Raw genomic sequence first — 17,086 nt, 5'->3', positions numbered from 1 at the left:
TCCTCAGCGACTGGTGGGTTCGGAAGATGAGCCGTCGTTCATCGCGTCGGCAATCGATAGTTGCGCCTGAAGCGCGTTGTTCAGAATGGCAACCCGATCATCAATGGTGCCAAGACCGGTATCTTTCAGGATGGCGGTTGCCCAGGGCTGATTGGTGATGTCCGGGCCGCCTGTGAACTGCACGGTGGCATAGTCGTTAATCCCGTCGGGTGTTTTCACGCCCAGCTTGATCGCCGCATCCCCGGACGCGTTACAGGCGGTGGCAAGGCTGTCGGCGTCATACCCGGCAACGGCATCGGGAATGGTGATCTGCAAATAGCCCGGCAGGGATGCGATAACATCTTGTAACGATGGAACAGGTGATGGCGTGGGGGATGGAGCTGGCGTCGGGGTTGGTTGCGGTTTAGGGCCGTAGGGGGCGGTTGGCAGGTCGGCAACCGTGCTGGCCTCGGTCGTTAACAGTTGGGACACCTCATCGGCAAAGCGCTTTTCGGCCTGCAGGCGGTTGGTGCTGGCCCCGTTGAATTTGTTTTTACTGACGACGCTGAGCGTTTTAAGGCGTTCGGTATCCTGCGCAGCAAAAGCTTTTAAAAGCTCTGTGATTTGCGGGGCGGCATTTGCAATGCGCTGTGAAAGTGCCTTGGCATCCTTGCCGCTGGCCGCTGCAATCAGGGCATCCCCTTCGTGCGCAAGGGCTTCATTGCTGCTGATTTGCGCGGTTAGACTATCAAGCTGCGTCTTGGTGCGAATATCGATCTTGGCGCCGGTGATCGTGACATTGGTCGGGTATTGCGCCAGTGTTCGGGCAAGGTCGCTGATCCTGTCGGCATAGGCCATCTGTCCATTCCCGCATTGGTGAAGACCCCCAATGACGCGATGGAAAATAATTTGTGATCAGATTTTTGAAAATCAGTTAATACAAGTAAATACTGTTGTTATTTTGTGTATCATAAAAGCTATGCGTAAAATGCATGTAAATGGGGATTGATGAATTCGATTGTGTCCGTTATACACGTCTTATCGAACGCGCCGATTTGCTCCTCAGCTTGCGGGCGCGATAAAAATGCGGCTAAAGCGAGAGGGCGTGCACGCTCCGACATGTACGACCGCCTCGGTTTCGCCGCGGCGGTTTTTTTATGTTCGGAAAAGGTTGGGATCCATGATCAGGCTCTCGAACGTCCAGAAGACCTATCCCGCACGACGCGGAAACCCGGCGCATACGGCGTTGCATGGTATCGATCTTGATATCGCAGCCGGTGAAATCGTCGGCGTTATCGGCCGGTCCGGTGCGGGTAAATCAACACTTATCCGCTGTATCAATCTGCTTGAAGTTCCGACATCGGGCAGTGTGATTGTCGATGGCGCGGATGTCACCAAACTTTCCAAGCGCGATTTACCGCTGTTTCGCCGCCAGCTTGGCATGGTGTTCCAGCATTTCAATTTGCTGTCGTCGCGCACAGTGTTTGACAATATCGCCCTGCCGCTTGAACTGGCCGGTGCGACCAAGGCGGAAATTGCCGCTGCGGTTGATCCGTTGTTGCCGCTTGTCGGGCTTGAAGACAAGCGCGACCGTTACCCGGCCGAGCTTTCGGGTGGGCAGAAACAGCGGGTTGGTATTGCGCGCGCGCTTTCAAGCAATCCCAAAGTGGTGCTGTGTGACGAAGTGACTTCCGCCCTTGATCCGGAAACCACCCGTCAGATCCTTGGCCTTTTGCGCGATATCAACAAGCGTCTTGGCCTGACCATGGTGGTGATCACCCATGAAATGGCGGTGGTCAAACAGTTGTGTGATCGGGTTGCGGTAATGGATGGCGGCGTGATCGTCGAAGAAGGCAAGGTCGATGGCATTTTTGCCAATCCGACCCATGCCACGACGCAGTCGCTTTTGGCCGATGAATTTCTGGATTACCCGGCGCGGCCCGGCGTTGTGGCGGATGCTGCGACGGTGACGGCGACTACCGGGCAGGAGGCTTAGACCATGTTTGCAACCCTTGCACCGATCCTGCTTCAGGCGACGCTTGAAACCTTTGCCATGGTGACGGCGGCCCTTGTGCTTGGCACGGCGGTTGGCCTGCCGCTTGGTGTGTTGCTGGCAACATCCGGGCGCGGCGAGCTTTTTGAAGCACTGATTTTCCAAAAAACGTTCGGCCCGATTGTCAATGCAACCCGGTCTGTGCCGTTTATCATTTTAGCCGTTGCGATCATTCCGTTTACCCGCTTGGTCGTCGGCACATCCATCGGCACATCGGCGGCCATCGTGCCGTTGACCGTGGCGGCAATCCCGTTTATCGCGCGCATCATCGAAGGCGCAATCCGCGAAGTTGACGGCGGTTTGGTCGAAGCCGCACAGGCCATGGGCGCACGCCCGCTTCAGGTGGTGACCAAGGTGCTGCTGCCCGAAGCCTTGCCGGGCATTATTCACGGTCTGACCCTGACTGCGGTGACCCTGATCGGGTATTCCGCGATGGTCGGTGCGGTTGGTGCTGGCGGGCTTGGCGATCTTGGTATTCGGTATGGTTATCAACGGTTTCGCCCCGATGTGATGGCGGCGGTTGTTATCACGCTGATTGTTGTGGTGCAGCTGGTGCAGAGCCTTGGCGACTGGATGGCGCGCAAGGCGGACAAGCGTAATATCTGATATTTTTTTCATCTTTGAATTCCCGCAAAACACCCACGTAAACAAGGAGTTTTACCATGCGGTTTCTGCTTAAACTTACGGCTGCGGCCGTTCTGATGTCGGCCTTTACCGGCCAGGCGATTGCCAATGAAAAAATCAAAATTGGTGTGACCCCGGGCGCGCATGAAGAAGTCATGGAAGAAGTCGTCAAAGTCGCGGCGACCAAGGGTTTGGACATCGAAATCATCAGCTTTTCGGATTATGTTATTCCGAATCAGGCACTTGATGATGGTGATCTTCAGGCCAACAGCTTTCAGCATAAGCCGTATCTGGATAACCAGATCAAGGATCGCGGTTATGACCTTGCGGTTGTCGGGTATAACATCCTGACGCCGATGGGCATTTATTCTGACAAAATCAAAAGCCTGGACGAGCTGAAAGACGGCGCGGAAATCGGTATTCCGAATGATCCGACCAATGGCGGACGCGCACTTTTGGTGTTGCAGTCACGCGGTTTGATCAAGGTTGATCCGGAAGCCGGGCTGGTTGTCAGCCCACTGGATATCATTGAAAATCCCAAGAATATCAAGTTCATAGAACTTGACGCGGCACAGCTTCCGCGGTCGCTTGCCGATCTGGATGCGTCGGCGATTAACACCAATTACGCGCTGGAAGCCGGTCTTAATCCGATCAAGGATTCGATTGCGATTGAAGGCAATGACAGCCCCTATGCCAATGTGATCGTCACCCGCACCCAGGACAAAGATGCGCCTTGGGTCAAGACGCTGGTTGAAGCCTATCACGATGACGCAGTTCGCGAATTCATCGAAACGAAATACCAGGGATCGGTGATTCCAGTTTTCAAAATTTCTGAATAATCCGACTGATTGTTCATTTGTTGTGAAAAATCCCGCAGGGTTTCAACCTTGCGGGATTTTTTATGTGCCGGTTTTTGAAAACAGGCCAAAATCAATAGTATGATTATATACAATCGCCGTTTTGGATGTCAGAGATATCCGTTTTGGGACGATTTCATCGATCCGTTCGGATCATCGTTTTCGGTGCCTGAGTGCGCGCGGTTTGTGGTGTCGTCAGAAGTGTCTTTTGGATCTTTCGGATCTTTCGGGCCGGTGTTGTTTTGCCGGGCAAGCAGGCGTTGATAGAACAGACCGATGGATATCAAAACAACGCCAAGTCCGATGAATGACAAGGCGCGCCAGATGCCTTCGAGGCCGGACATGTCAAACAGGAAGGCCTTGGCAATCGCCAGAAAGACAAAAGCCGCCGATGCCATGCGCAGATGAAGCGACCCGCGCCAGACGCCATAAGCCAAAAGCGCAATGCCAAAGCCAAGCCATGCGGCGGAATAGCTGTACAGTTCCGGCGATTTCCAGGGCAGGAGCATACCGATATAACCGTCATGGAATGCATGGCGGATTTCAAAGGTGACCCAGCAAAAGGCCAGCAGGATCGACAAAATGCCCGCCGTGCGGCGATAAAATTCGGGTTTGCCGCCGGAAAGCCGGGTGGCAAGAAGGCCGGTGAGGATGGCCGGCAAAAGATAGGCCGCCAGCAACAAATTGAAAAACAGCCCGTTTCCGATAAATTCGTTGGAAAATAACGGGTTGAGCAAGACAAGGTTCAACATGCCAAGCAAAAAGAACCCGATAATCCCCAGCCCCAGAATACAGCGCGACATAACCGGACTGCCAAGCGAACGATCCAGACGTTGCAGGCCAATCGCGGCGGACAGGGCAAGAAGGGATTGCAGGCTCCATTCCATCAGGGTATCGGGCGCTGCATAGAAATCCCCCTGATTGGTGGCGTGATGCAAGATGACGGCACCGGTCGCAAGGCTTGTGAAAATTGCCAGTCCTTCGAAGGCAAAACGATGACGGGGATCGCCGGACTTGCCCCCCATCTGGCGCAGTTTCCAGACGCAGGCCCAAAACGCCAGCGCCGGGCCGCCATAACCCCACAGCAGGGCATTGAAAACTGGCGTTGTGCCCAATTGATCAACCGGAACAATGGTCGGTTGCCAGTAAATTGCCAAAAGGACCAGAAGCCCGATGCCAAGGGCGGTTTTGGCAAGCCCCGGCAAGGGCCAGCGCCCGCCGACCCAGATCGTTGCCACCGCAAGGGCGGCAAGGCCCAGTGGCAACCAGCCATCGCCAAGCAAGATAAACATCGCCGTCGCAATCATGCCGATTGTCCCGACCGTATAGGTGGCAAGCGCCCCGTCGCGGTGATGGGAAGACGGGGGCACACGGCGTTCGATGATTGCAAGCGCGCCAAGGAACCCGGCGGCAAGCGCAAGGGCAAAACCGCCAAAGAACAGATCAACATCGAGAATTTCACTGCGCCATAGCGCAATCAGGAACAAACCAATCGGGCCAGAGACCCCGGCCACCGCCATAAACAGGCGTGCGGTTGAAAACATCGCCCCGGCAAACCCGCCAAGCCCAAGCAACAGGCCAAAGCCAAGCCCGGTCAGCAAGAAGGATTGCGCATCGGGCAGAACCCCGAATTTATCTATCGCATCGGTGATGATCGGTTGATCAAACAATAGCGGATCAATGGAAAGACGAATATCCCATCCCAGATAGCCAATCAGGGCCAGCACCGGGGCGGCCAGTGCCACCGGGGCCAAGGCCGGGAAAACGGCGGCATTTGCCAGCAACAGGGCCAGCATGATTGCCATGGTCGCGGTGGCACTGGCGTCATATCCATTGTTATGGAGAAGATAGAGGACAAGCCAGCCATTCCCGGCAATCAAAAGGGATGATTTCCAATCCATCCGGGCCGGAATGCGCGCCGGATCGCGGGGATAAATACCAACGGCAAACGCCGCAATCGCCGCCAAAAGAAGGGCAATGTCATAAAAGGCCAATGCCCCGCCGATATTGGCCGAGGCAACAAAGGCCAGAACATGCCCCCAGACAAAACCCGCAATCGCGGTTGTCATGGCAAACCAGTGCCAGCCGCGCAATCGGGCAATGCCATAGCTGCCAGCGGTGATGATCAAACCGTAAAAGGCCAAAACCCAAGGTGCGGGATCATTTGACTGGACCAGAAACGGCACGATGTAACTGGCCAAAAGCCCGGTCGAGGCGACCAATGGCCCCTGTAAAAGGGCCAAGGCCAGCGTGCCGAGTGCCACAATCGCCATCAGGATAAAGGCGGTGGCCGGACCAATCAGGTCATAGAGCATATGGGCCGAAAAGACGGTGGCAAAGGCCGTGGTCGTCCCGGCGAGGGTCAGAATACCGGGGATATAGCCCGCGTTATTGCCGGTTTTGGCCGCCAGCAAGGCCGGTTGACGGCGCAGGTATTCGCCCGCGCCAAACAGGGCGGTGGCAAACAGGGCTGCGAGCAAAATGCGGATCACCGGACTGATCAACCCGGCTTCGATGGAATAATGCACAAGGAAAATCCCGCCCAGCACCAGCGCAATCCCGCCGACCCAAACCGACCAGCGGGTGCCGATCCGTTCTTCAAAGCCAATGGCCTGTGTTTTGGGCGATTGTGAAAGGGGTACTTGCATTTTTTGCGCTATCGCTGCCGCCGCCGGTTTTGCCGGTGTGGCTGTGTTTGTGGTCGGCGGGGTGGGGGGCGCCGGGGAGACGGGGATGGTTGTTTCACCCGATGGCGGTGTTGGGGCGGTGTTCTGCCCGGTTTGGGCCGGGGCATCTTGTGCCCGGGCGGCGGCGGATTGTGGCTGTGTCGCGGGCGGGTTCACAGAGACGCCCGACAGGCTGGCCTGGATCAAGGCAAGCTGTTGTTCCACTGCCTGCAGGTTCTTTTTGAAACGGCGCACCTGGACAAAGGCGAAAATGCCCATGATTGCCCCGGCCAGTATGGTCAGGCTGATGGCACCTGTGAAAATCAGCTCCATTGAATCCTCTTTTTCGCATTGCTCGTGCGGTGTGCGGATTTTTTGCCCGCGATAATTTCCGCCATCATAGCGCGAAAAAGAGAATTGTCTTGCCTTTGCAGGGGGGTAGAGCCGGGAGGCCGTGTGCGATGCTGTGCCCGGCATCGGGAATGATCATGTTCCCGATGACTTGATGCGGTTATTCACCGACTTGGCGTTGTCGTTTGCGTTGGCGTTGGTAAGGGATGAGGCGATGAACCGATGGCTTGGTCAAGGCTATGCTTCTTGGCAAAGGTCTTTACAGGGGGGATTTGTGGCGGGGGTATTGATGGTGTGGATGTTTTGGTCAAAAGCCGGAAGGGGGGTGTTGGCGTCGGGGGTTTCCATCCAATAGGAATAGGTATGTTCGGCTGTGATTTCAGCGCCGAACCAGCGGGCCAGTTTGGTGATGCGTTTGTGGCTGCTGGCGGTGTCGCCGACAATTGCCGCAAGATCCAGAACGCGAAAGCCATAGGAAACCAGCATCATGCTGGCTTCGACGGCGATGCGGTAATGCGGCCAATGATCGGGGGCCAGTTCGACGGAAAAAACAGCCGTGTCAATCGGCAGGCCGTCACCACGAAGCCCGGTGCAGCCAACCAGTGCGCCGGTGGATTTATCAAAAATCCCGATTAGGTAATTGCGGCGTGGCACATCGTGCTGCCAGGCAAGAAAACGGTCAAACAGGGCGTTTGTTGACAGGCGGGTTTTCTTGCTGGAATCCTGTCCATGCAGGGCGCGATAGCGCGAATCCATGCGGTATTTGACAAAAGAAGCGCGGTCGGTTTCGGTGAAATCACGCAAGACAAAGCGTTTGCTTTCAAGGCGTGGGGGCAGTTCGGGTGTTCGCATCGGTTTACTCCGCACTTCCGGCCAGGCTACCGACCGGTTTCAGAATGGATTTGGGGGCGGCATACCGTCTGCGCCGCTGATATCGAAAGAACAAAGTTTCTGTCAAAGTATCAAATGATCATCTGTGCCAAAAATCGTCTTTCGCAAGCTTTACGGTGCCTTAATTGGCAAAAAAATATCGAAACAACACAAATTGCGGCAATTGCCTTTGCCCTGATGGTAGCGCGGGCCTGATCGGGGGCGATGGCGGCAGGCAAACGGATAAATGAACCGCCAATTTTTCCTCTTGTTTGAAATTGGTTGATTAAAAAACCAAACGACGGATCAAATGTTTCAAATGCAATCAGAGATTGATCGTCGATAAACCTTAACTGAGCGGTCTTGCATCGGAGTTTTCCCCAAGCATGCTGAAACTTGATCATATTACCGTTATCGCGCCATCATTGGCCGAAGGCGTGAGGCATGTTCGGAATTGTCTTGATCTCGACGTGCCGTTCGGGACGTGCCACGATTATATGGGGACGCATAATCACCGGCTTCAGCTTGGCAACAATGTTTATCTGGAAATTGTGGCGCTGAACCCGGACGGTATTGCGCCGGGCAGAGCACGCTGGTTTGGTCTGGATGATCAGGACAGGATCAGGTCGGATTGGGAGGATGGCCGTCGTTTGAGAGGCTGGGTTGCTGCGACAGAGACGATTGATGCCCTTGTTTCAACCCATGGCGCGATTTTTGGCGAGAAGGTTCTTTTGCCGACGGTGAACCCGACTTTTGCCTTTGCCATCCCGGCGAATGGATCGTTGCCTCTGGATGGTGGCGTGCCGTCGATTATTGATCATCAGGATGATCCGACATCTATGGCCGATATTCCCGATTTTGGGGCGTGTCTTCTTTCGATGATCCTTGAACATCCCGATCCAGCTTCCATCGAGGCGCTGTATTGCGAGCTTTCGATAGATCGGCCGCCTGTGGTTGTCCGGGGGGCTGATGTTCGTTATCGCGCACAAATCGAAACCCCGACCGGTTTGAAAGAGCTGAACTGAGCCGGATTTAAAACTGTACCGGTTCCATTGAACGGATAGCGGGGGTGGTCAGGCGGCAACCGGGCGGGCGCCGGTCGATGCGTTTTTCGCGAAGCGCGGTATGACCGCGGAGGGTCAGGACCGCCGAGTTTGCGGGGGGATGATGGCCGTATATTTCGGAAATGGTGCGGGGCGAGAGGCCGGGCGATAAAGGGTTGTGCATCCTTTGGTAGTGTATCGGGCCGGTATGGTTCAGGGGGAAGGGATATTGGGAACAGATTTTGGAGGATGGCGTGGAGTTATACTTGTATGCGCGAGGGATCAGGGTATGGTTTGAAATTATAAGTTGGAAAATTTAAGGGTCTGAAGCGTGTAAAATCGCCTGCCGGGCCCATCTATGGTTAGTAGGCAGATGGTAGGTGATTGAATGAAGTTCCGTCGTGGCATAGGCAATGCAGGTTATATCAAATCGTTCCTGATTTGCTTTATTCCCCTTTGTACGGTTTTTGGCCTGTTGATGACGTTTCTGGTGTGGGATGGCAGTTCTACACGATTGAAAACGGTTTCCGACGAGCAGAAATTTAATCTTGAAAAATCACTGTCTGAGTTGCAGGAAAAAATTGGCAATGTCGTTTCCGATCTTTTGATCTTGTCGGAAAGCCTTAGCCTTGACGCGACCTTTGACGGGACATCGTCATTTGCCCGACTTGGCGAGGAATATGTCCTGTTTTCCCAACGCCGCATGGTCTATGACCAGATCCGGTTCATCGACAACGATGGAAAAGAAACTGTCCGGGTCAATTACGGCGGCGGTGTTCCTTATATTGTTCCGGGCCGTGATCTTCAGGATAAAGCAGACAGGCCGTATTTCAGGTTGGTCGCAGGTGCGCCCCGTGGAACGGTATATATTTCCGGTATCGATCTTAATCGTGAATTGGGTGAAATCGAACGCCCGATAAAACCGGTCATTCGCCTTTCGGCCCCGGTTTTTGACCGTTTGGGGGATCACCAAGGGGTGATTGTCCTGAACTTGCGGGCGACACCGCTGTTTGACGATGTGCTTGCACCACTTGCCGCCGGACATGCCCAACCCTTTGTCCTTGATCAGGAAGGCAATTGGATACGGGGGGGCAATCGGGAGGAAAACTGGTCGATGGTGCTGGGGGACGATCCGGCATCTATTGTCGACCGGTACAGCGAAGGCTGGGAAAATATACGGTTGGGATTGCAAAGTTTCCAGACCGAGAATGGCCTGTTCACCGTGCAGAAGCTTGGTGTGGCCGATATGTTCATGATGCGCGACAGCAGTCGGTCGCTTTCGGTGTTGCTGAGCGATGATGCTGAAGCCAGCAGCCGATTGAACCTTTATATCGGGGCCCGTGTGGCACCAGATGTGCTGGACGCGCTTTTATGGCCGCAACGGTCGATGATGGTGACGATTTCAATCGCATTTATTGTGCTGATTGCGGTCGGAAGTGCCGCATTTGCCTGGACCCGCCAACGCCAACTTGCCGACAGTTTTGATGCCCGCCTGTCGTCACAGGTGTTGAAGGTTTCAAAAAACAGCGTTGTGGTGACGGATAAGGCGGGGATTATCAAGACGGTTAATCCGGGCTTTACCGCCATGACCGGCTATTTGCCAACCGAGGCGGTTGGACAACCGTTGTCATTTCTTCGGGCGGCGCGTGAAAACACCGAAAATCTCGATGATATTTTGATGGCCGCCCGGTCGAATGGTATTTGGGAAGGCGAGGTTCGCAATCGTCGCAAAAGCGGTGATTTTTTCTATTCCAATGTGGTGGTCAGCGCGATTGGCAATGAAAATGGCGAGGCGGTCAGCTTTGTCGAGATGGGCGTTGATATTTCGCACCATATGGAAAATGCCAAGGAACTTTGGCGGCTGGCCAATCATGATGCCCTGACCGGGCTTCCGAACCGGCCGTTGTTTGAAGACCGTCTTGAAGTTGCCTGTGCCCATGCCGAAAAAGAAGGCCATATGATTGCCGTTCTTTATATCGATCTGGATGCATTTAAACCGGTCAATGACCGTTACGGGCACGAGGTTGGCGATGTTGTTCTGACCACTGTCGGACAGCGGATTACGAATACAGTGCGCCATGGCGACACGGTTTCCCGACTTGGTGGGGATGAATTTGCGATTATTGTCAGTGATATCAAAAACCCGGAAGAGGCAGATTGGGTGTCGCAGAAGGTGACCGCGGCGATCCAGCGCAAGATCGAAACGGATGGCATTACCATCAAGATAAGTGCCAGCATTGGGATTTCTATTTTCCCCAATGACAGTCGCGACGTTGCCACATTGTTTGGTTTTGCCGATAGCGCAATGTCTCAGCAAAAGCGAACACGCAAGTCGATTGAAGAACGCGAACAGCGGACCGCGCATTAACCGTATTCTGCGGTTTGAAGGATGATAACAAAAAGCCAGCCCGGTTAATCGGGCTGGCTTTTTATCAAGGACCTGTGGGCTGGGTCGGAAATGGCAGTTTGCCGGGGCCCGGTGATAGAAGATGGGGCTTTACGCCACTTTCTGATCGTATTCTTCCTGCTTTTCCATCCAGCGGCTTTCGGTCTGGGCAAGGTCGTTTTCGATCTTGCCGAGGTCTTTTTGCAGGGCGGTCAGACGATCGGCGTTACTGGGTTCGTAGAGCGCCGGATCGGCCATTTCTTCTTTGATCTTGTCGCGGCGTGCGGCCAGCTTTTCCATCTGCTTTTCAAGGTTTTCAACCTCGCGCTTGATCGGGGCGGCGGCTTTGCGCTTTTCGGCAGCCTGCTGGCGCAAGGCTTTGCGGTTGCCTTTTTCTTCGGGTTTGGTGGCGGTGCCGTTTTCGTTGGCTTCGGCTTTATCCGCACGGCGTTCATCACGCGCCCGGTTCAAAAGGTACTGACGATATTCGGCGACGTCGCCGTCAAAGGCATTGACCCCGCCATCGGCAACAAGGATCAGGCGATCGGCACAGGCTTCGATCAAATACGGATCGTGGCTGATGATGATGACAGCGCCTTCGTAGGCGTTTAGTGCATGGTTCAGCGCATCGCGGCTGTCGATGTCCAAATGGTTGGTCGGCTCATCGAGGATCAGCATATGCGGGGCATCAAGGGTCATGAGCGCAAACAGCAGGCGGGCTTTTTCGCCGCCCGACAGGTCTTTGACCTTGGTGTCGCCTTTTTGGCCTTCAAAGGCAAAGCGGCCAAGCTGGGCGCGGACTTTATGTTCGATCACATCAGGCATCAGGGATGCCATGTGTTGATACGGGGTTTCATCGCCGCGCAGTTCATCGGTTTGATGCTGGGCAAAATAGCCAATGCGCAGTTTGTTCGATGAAATCTTTTCGCCAGCCATCAGTTCAAGCCGGTTGGCAAGAAGTTTGGCCAGTGTCGATTTACCGTTACCATTGGCGCCCAAAAGCGCGATGCGGTCATCCATATCAATACGCAGGCTGATATTGCGGAGCACCGGGTTGCCTTCGGAATAGCCGACGTCGCCGTTATGGATATTGATCAGGGGCGGCGGCAGTTCTTTTGGGCTTGGGAAGTCGAACGAAATGCTGCGGTCTTCGACAACGGCAATCGCCGGGCCCATTTTTTCCAGCATCTTGATCCGGCTTTGCGCCTGTTTGGCCTTGCTGGCCTTGGCGCGGAAGCGGTCAATAAACGACTGGATGTGTTTTTGCTGGGCGACCTGTTTTTCGTAATGCTTGGACGCCAGTTCCATCTGTTCGCGGCGCGTCTTGGCGAATTTGTCGTAATTGCCGCCATACATCGTGACCTTGCCATCTGTCAGATGGGCGATCTGTTTGACCGCCTTGTTCAGAAGGTCGCGGTCATGACTGATCAGGACGATGGTGCCGGGATAGTTGATCAGATAGTTTTCAAGCCAGATGGTGGCTTCAAGATCAAGGTGGTTGGTTGGTTCGTCAAGCAGCAGCAGGTCTGGCTGCAAGAACAGGGTTGCCGCAAGGGCAACACGCATGCGCCAGCCGCCCGAGAAATCGTCACAGGGGCGTCGCTGGGCATCGGCATCGAAACCAAGACCGGACAGGATCGATGCGGCGCGCGCTTCGGCGGTATGGGCATCGATATCGGCCAGACGGGTGTAGATATCGCCAATGCGGTTTGGATCGGTGACGGTTTCGGCTTCGTGCAGCAGGGCCGCCCGTTCGGTATCGGCGGCCAGAACGGTTTCAAGCAGGGAACGCGACCCGGCGGGGGCTTCCTGTGAAACAACCCCCATGCGGGTGCGGTTCGACATGGTAATATCGCCGCCATCGGACGCGATTTCCCCGGAAATCAGTTTTAACAGGGTGGATTTTCCCGCCCCGTTCCGCCCGATCAGGCCAAGTTTATAGCCATCGGGCACGGTCAGCGTGACATGATCAAGGATCATACGTCCGCCAATGCGGTAGGTCAGGTCGGTAATTTGCAGCATTTCGGGGTCCGCGTTTTTATATCCGCACCGGTTTTGACCGGATTAGAGAGAATCGTTTGAAAATCTGTGCTTTCAATAGGGCAGGGATGGCGCAAACGCAAGGATTCTTGAAACTGTCATCATGGGGTATGGCTGTGCCGGGTAGGGGGTGCCAATGCCTGTAAATCGCAGTTTTGCGGGAAACCCGCCGGGTTTTAAGGGGTTCAACCGCAGATGCAGGTAACGCAGGTCTGAATTGCGCGGACCGAACTATGTGTTGCGTTGCGTTTAAAGGGCGTTTATATACCGCCAACCTTAGGGTCTGCGGATGATAAGGAAGCTTTGTCGTCGGCTTTTTTATCTTCCGCAGGTCCGATATTGGTACCGAATTTTTTTTAAGTAGCTAGGTGAACCCAATGGCTGTCGAACGCACTCTGTCGATCATCAAGCCGGACGCAACGCGCCGCAACCTGACCGGTAAAATCAATGCCGTCATCGAAGACGCAGGCCTTCGCATCGTCGCGCAGAAACGTGTCGCTTTGACGCGTGCGCAGGCTGAAGGCTTCTATGCCGTTCACAAAGAACGTTCGTTCTTTGGCGAATTGGTTGACTTCATGATTTCCGGCCCGGTCGTTGTCCAGGCTCTGGAAGGCGAAAACGCTGTTGCCACGTATCGTGAAGTAATGGGCGCCACCAACCCGGCAAATGCCGATGAGGGCACCATTCGCAAACAGTTTGCAGAATCCATCGAAGCGAACTCGGTCCACGGTTCGGACTCGCTTGAAAATGCTGCAATCGAAATCTCCTATTTCTTTGCTCAGACCGAAATCGTCGGCTAAGCGATCCGAAATAGACTGCTTCTGGCTTTGTCAGATAAAAAAGCGCCCCGCATTTGCAAGGGCGCTTTTTTTATGATTTTCCCCGTCCGGGAACGGAATGGATGTTGCAGGCTATGATGTGCTTGGTCTAGGTCCGCACATCGGCCAGGAAGCCGTCAACCGATGTCCGAAGCGACAGGGTGCTGGTTTCAAGTGTTTTGGCCGCTTTCGACAATTCATCCGCGCGATGAAGATTGCTTTCAGTTGCAGCCCGGATATCAATTGATTTCTGCGACGCCACATTTGTTCCATCCGATGCATTTGCAACACTGGTGGCGATTTCATTGGTGGCGCTGCCCTGTTGTTCCATCGCCGCCGCAATGGATGCTGAAATCTCGCTCATACTTGAAATGATGCGTGAAATTTCCTGAATGGCGGTGACGGCATCCTTTGTTGCTTCTTGAATGCCGGTAACCTGGCTGCCAATTTCATCGGTGGCACGGGCGGTCTGGGTGGCAAGGTTTTTGACCTCGGATGCAACCACGGCAAAACCTTTGCCGGCTTCTCCGGCGCGGGCGGCTTCAATTGTTGCATTAAGTGCCAGAAGATTGGTTTGGCTGGCGATATCGGAAATAAGTCCCAGAACTTCGCCAATTTGAGATGCCGAGGCGGCAAGCCCTTCGACCAGTTCGTTGGTATGTCGGGCCTGTTCGACGGCTTCGTCAGATATTTTTGACGATGAGTTGACCTGATCGATGATCGTGTTGATCGACGCGCTTAGTTCGTCGGCGGCGGCGGCAACCGTTTGGACGTTACTATTGGCTGTTGCGGAAGCCGCAGAAACATCATCGGCCATCGAGGCGTTGGCGTGGGCAGCATCGGTCATCACAACCGATGTATTGCCAATCTGGTTGACCGATGTTGTGACGTCGGCAATGACGGTTGCGATTTCCCCGTCGAACTTGCGGATGGCGTTCTCACGTTCGCGGTTTCCACGGTCACGTTCCTGTTGATCGCGGTCTTTTTCTTCAGAAACGGTGTTGGCGTCAATCATGGCTTGTTTGAAGACATTGACGGTTCTGGCGATATCGCCGATTTCGTCGGCAGCATTAATAAACGGAATTTCAATTTTCAGGTTTCGGGCGGCAAGCTGCCCCATATCGCGTGACAGGACGGTAATCCGGTGTGTGATATTTTTGCGGGCCCAAACCGCAAACAGGATTGCAAGCGCAAAACCGATCAGCGTAATGACGATCATGCTGAGGCTGGATGACGTGACCTTGCTTTGCATGATTTTGACACCGGCATCCATTTCATCATGGATGATTTCCTCGGCCTCATCAGCAATCGTGATGAAGTTATTGAAACTTTCATCGAATTTTGCGTCGGCTTTGCTGCCAGCGGAAACGGTACCGGATGTGTTGTCCAGCCGGGATCGTGCGGCCGTTCCCAGTTTGGAAATATCAGATGCCAGTTGTTTGACATTGTTTGCCGCCGCGGGAATTTTGATGGCTGAAATCATGTCAAATGCGGTTTTGAAGTCTGCGGCAACGTCATCGAAGACGACTTCATCATCCCCACTTAGTAATTCTTCAAGAAACAGATGGGCATTGGCGAGGTGGAATTTGGCAAGGCCAATGGACTCTATTGCCGGAATGATTTGAGGATGCCCGCTGTTTTTGACCGTCGGCATCAAGGCTGTAAGCTGATCCTGTAATTTTTCGTACAGGTCGTCAAATTCCTGATCAGCGCCGGTACCAACGCCTTCTTTGCCGGCAAGCATGGCATAGCGTTCGCGCGCCGTGGCGGTGAAACTGCTGATGGCAACCATGACAAGCCCCATCTTGGCCTGAACTTCGGGGCTTTGGGTGGGGCGAAACTGGCCTTCGTCATTGCTGTCGCCATTCAAGATGGCATTGGCGTACCATTTGCTTTCATCAAGAAGCTGCCAAACCTCATTGATATCTTCGCTCTCATCGCCCGCCATGATTTCTTCAAATAACAGATGGGCTTTGGTCGCGGACAGTTTGATTTCCATTGCCGCATCGCCCAGCGGGGCCAGATCAATCGCGACGACCTCGCTTTCTTTGCCGACACTTGACGTGAAATAAAAACCTGTTGCGCCGGTTACTGTTGTTACCAAGGCCATGGTGACAAATGCCATCAGTAATCGTGTGCTGATTTTTAGTTTGCTAAACACTCTGAACGGTCCCCAAGTCTCATAAGAGATATTACAAAATATAATTAAGTCAGATGGAGCCGCAAAAGGTGCGTTTCAATAGGGGGACCCTGTTCGGCAGAGGGGAGATTGGGATCAATCTGTGTTGCAGAATAGAAAAGCACCCCGCAGATGCAGGGTGCTTTTCTATTCTTGGGGCAAATGAGACTTTCAGATCAGTCGATCAGGAATGCCGCCATTAAGGCCAGTATCGCCACGATGGCAATGATGCTCCAGAGGACGAATTTGGTCCAGTTATGCCAGCCGTGTTCATGAACTTCGACCAGTTGGGTATCGTAATCGCTTCCTTGCATGGCTTCCTCCCCGATTGTTTCGGATTTATGGGCAGGCGGCGGGCCGTGCCCCTTGTTATCAAGCAAGACAACATCGAAAGCTTAGCTTTAAATAACCCAGAGGTGAATATCTTTTGATAAGTTGTCGTTTGTTGCCGTGATCTGGCGGTGGACAGGCCGGTTTTGTCATGTCATGTTTGGGCGATGAAAAACGTCAGCGCAGTCAGAAATGTCCTGTTTATTACCGCCATTCCCAAAATGGCGGGGTAGGCGCAGTCGACTGCACCAATCCACCCGCCGGTTAGGCGGGTTTTTTTATGTCTGTCTTCCGGTTTGTCAGGACTTTAAAACCAAGGAGATACGACGATGATCTCAACATCCCCACTGCGTGCCGACCGGCCGATACTGCATCTGTTTTGCGGCAAGATTGCCGCCGGGAAATCGACGCTTGCGGCGGAACTGGCGCGGCAGCCGGGAAACGTTCTGATTTGCGAGGATGAATGGCTTTACGCGCTGTTTGGCGATCAGATGCGAACCATGGGTGATTATGTAAGAATGTCGAAGAAGCTTCGGGCGGTGATGGGGCCACATGTCAGTATGTTGCTGGCATCGGGGGTTTCGGTTGTGCTTGATTTTCCGGCCAATACACCGGGGCTTCGCCAATGGATGCGCGATGTTTGCAAGGATGGCGGGGCGGATCATCGGCTTCATTTCCTGAACCTGCCTGATGAGCGGTGCAAGGCGCGGTTACGCCAGCGCAATCAGACGGGGGCGCATGCCTTTGCCACCAGTGATGCACAGTTTGATCAGATATCGTCGTATTTCGTGCCACCCCAGGCCGAAGAAGGATTTGATATCGTGACCTATGAGACAGAGATTATCTGAGACATAAAAAAAGCTGCCAAAACCGGCAGCTTTTTGAATTTC

Annotated in this window: 13 protein-coding genes and 1 pseudogene; 7 read left to right on the top strand and 7 right to left on the bottom strand. The window is 54.0% G+C overall.

Annotated features, from left to right (window positions below; translation table 11 throughout):
• Positions 1 to 3: 3 nt before the first annotated feature.
• Positions 4 to 837, bottom strand: a complete 834-nt coding sequence (locus TALK_RS10750) for a hypothetical protein (RefSeq protein WP_085618671.1) — start codon at positions 835 to 837, stop codon at positions 4 to 6.
• Between the two features lie 322 nt (positions 838 to 1,159).
• Between TALK_RS10750 and TALK_RS10745 the strand changes: the two are divergent.
• From TALK_RS10745 to TALK_RS10735, 3 genes and pseudogenes are all read left to right on the top strand, one after another.
• Positions 1,160 to 1,888: pseudogene (locus TALK_RS10745) on the top strand (methionine ABC transporter ATP-binding protein); the annotation flags it as partial.
• A 90-nt stretch (positions 1,889 to 1,978) separates the two neighbouring features.
• On the top strand, positions 1,979 to 2,638 hold the full coding sequence (locus TALK_RS10740; protein WP_085618667.1) for a methionine ABC transporter permease: 660 nt from the start codon (positions 1,979 to 1,981) through the stop codon (positions 2,636 to 2,638).
• A gap of 56 nt (positions 2,639 to 2,694) precedes the next feature.
• The gene (locus TALK_RS10735) at positions 2,695 to 3,495 is read left to right on the top strand and encodes a MetQ/NlpA family ABC transporter substrate-binding protein (RefSeq protein ID WP_139833793.1); all 801 of its coding nucleotides are present in this window, start codon (positions 2,695 to 2,697) and stop codon (positions 3,493 to 3,495) included.
• 128 nt (positions 3,496 to 3,623) lie between these two features.
• Here the strand turns inward: TALK_RS10735 and TALK_RS10730 are convergent, their stop codons facing one another.
• The 3 genes from TALK_RS10730 to TALK_RS22005 all read right to left on the bottom strand — a co-directional run bounded on the left by TALK_RS10730 (position 3,624) and on the right by TALK_RS22005 (position 7,804).
• Positions 3,624 to 6,512, bottom strand: a complete 2,889-nt coding sequence (locus TALK_RS10730) for a DUF2339 domain-containing protein (RefSeq protein WP_169715001.1) — start codon at positions 6,510 to 6,512, stop codon at positions 3,624 to 3,626.
• Positions 6,513 to 6,767: 255 nt separating this feature from the next.
• Entirely contained in the window at positions 6,768 to 7,382 is a 615-nt protein-coding gene (locus TALK_RS10725; RefSeq protein WP_085618663.1) for a GNAT family N-acetyltransferase, read from the bottom strand.
• A 110-nt stretch (positions 7,383 to 7,492) separates the two neighbouring features.
• Positions 7,493 to 7,804, bottom strand: coding sequence for a hypothetical protein (locus TALK_RS22005; protein WP_139833792.1), 312 nt, complete (start codon positions 7,802 to 7,804; stop codon positions 7,493 to 7,495).
• Between TALK_RS22005 and TALK_RS10720 the strand changes: the two genes are divergently transcribed.
• A complete protein-coding gene (locus TALK_RS10720) occupies positions 7,787 to 8,425 on the top strand; it encodes a VOC family protein (protein WP_085618660.1) in 639 nt (212 codons plus the stop codon). The genes TALK_RS22005 and TALK_RS10720 overlap by 18 nt on opposite strands.
• Positions 8,426 to 8,831: 406 nt before the next feature.
• Positions 8,832 to 10,811 (top strand): diguanylate cyclase domain-containing protein, encoded by a 1,980-nt coding sequence (locus TALK_RS10715; RefSeq protein WP_085618658.1) that lies wholly within the window; start codon positions 8,832 to 8,834, stop codon positions 10,809 to 10,811.
• 129 nt (positions 10,812 to 10,940) lie between these two features.
• Here the strand turns inward: TALK_RS10715 and TALK_RS10710 are convergent, their stop codons facing one another.
• Complete coding sequence (locus TALK_RS10710) at positions 10,941 to 12,851, bottom strand: ABC-F family ATP-binding cassette domain-containing protein (RefSeq protein ID WP_085618657.1); 1,911 nt, start codon at positions 12,849 to 12,851, stop codon at positions 10,941 to 10,943.
• A gap of 395 nt (positions 12,852 to 13,246) precedes the next feature.
• On the opposite strand from TALK_RS10710, the gene ndk reads away from it, so the two are divergent.
• Positions 13,247 to 13,669, top strand: a complete 423-nt coding sequence (ndk, locus tag TALK_RS10705; RefSeq protein WP_085618655.1) for a nucleoside-diphosphate kinase — start codon at positions 13,247 to 13,249, stop codon at positions 13,667 to 13,669.
• A 127-nt stretch (positions 13,670 to 13,796) separates the two neighbouring features.
• On the opposite strand, the gene TALK_RS10700 is transcribed toward ndk, so the two are convergent.
• Together TALK_RS10700 and TALK_RS10695 are read right to left on the bottom strand one after the other, a co-directional pair.
• Entirely contained in the window at positions 13,797 to 15,848 is a 2,052-nt protein-coding gene (locus TALK_RS10700; RefSeq protein WP_139833791.1) for a methyl-accepting chemotaxis protein, read from the bottom strand.
• A 194-nt stretch (positions 15,849 to 16,042) separates the two neighbouring features.
• The gene (locus TALK_RS10695) at positions 16,043 to 16,180 is read right to left on the bottom strand and encodes an aa3-type cytochrome c oxidase subunit IV (protein WP_139833790.1); all 138 of its coding nucleotides are present in this window, start codon (positions 16,178 to 16,180) and stop codon (positions 16,043 to 16,045) included.
• Between the two features lie 345 nt (positions 16,181 to 16,525).
• On the opposite strand from TALK_RS10695, the gene TALK_RS10690 reads away from it, so the two are divergent.
• The gene (locus TALK_RS10690) at positions 16,526 to 17,044 is read left to right on the top strand and encodes a P-loop nucleotide/nucleoside kinase family protein (protein ID WP_085618649.1); all 519 of its coding nucleotides are present in this window, start codon (positions 16,526 to 16,528) and stop codon (positions 17,042 to 17,044) included.
• Positions 17,045 to 17,086 lie beyond the last annotated feature (42 nt).

This window comes from Thalassospira alkalitolerans (assembly GCF_002115745.1).
Classification (GTDB): Bacteria; Pseudomonadota; Alphaproteobacteria; order Rhodospirillales; family Thalassospiraceae; genus Thalassospira; species Thalassospira alkalitolerans.
The sequence above is the reverse complement of the archived record's forward strand: the minus strand, read 5'-3'. Positions and strand labels throughout refer to the sequence as shown.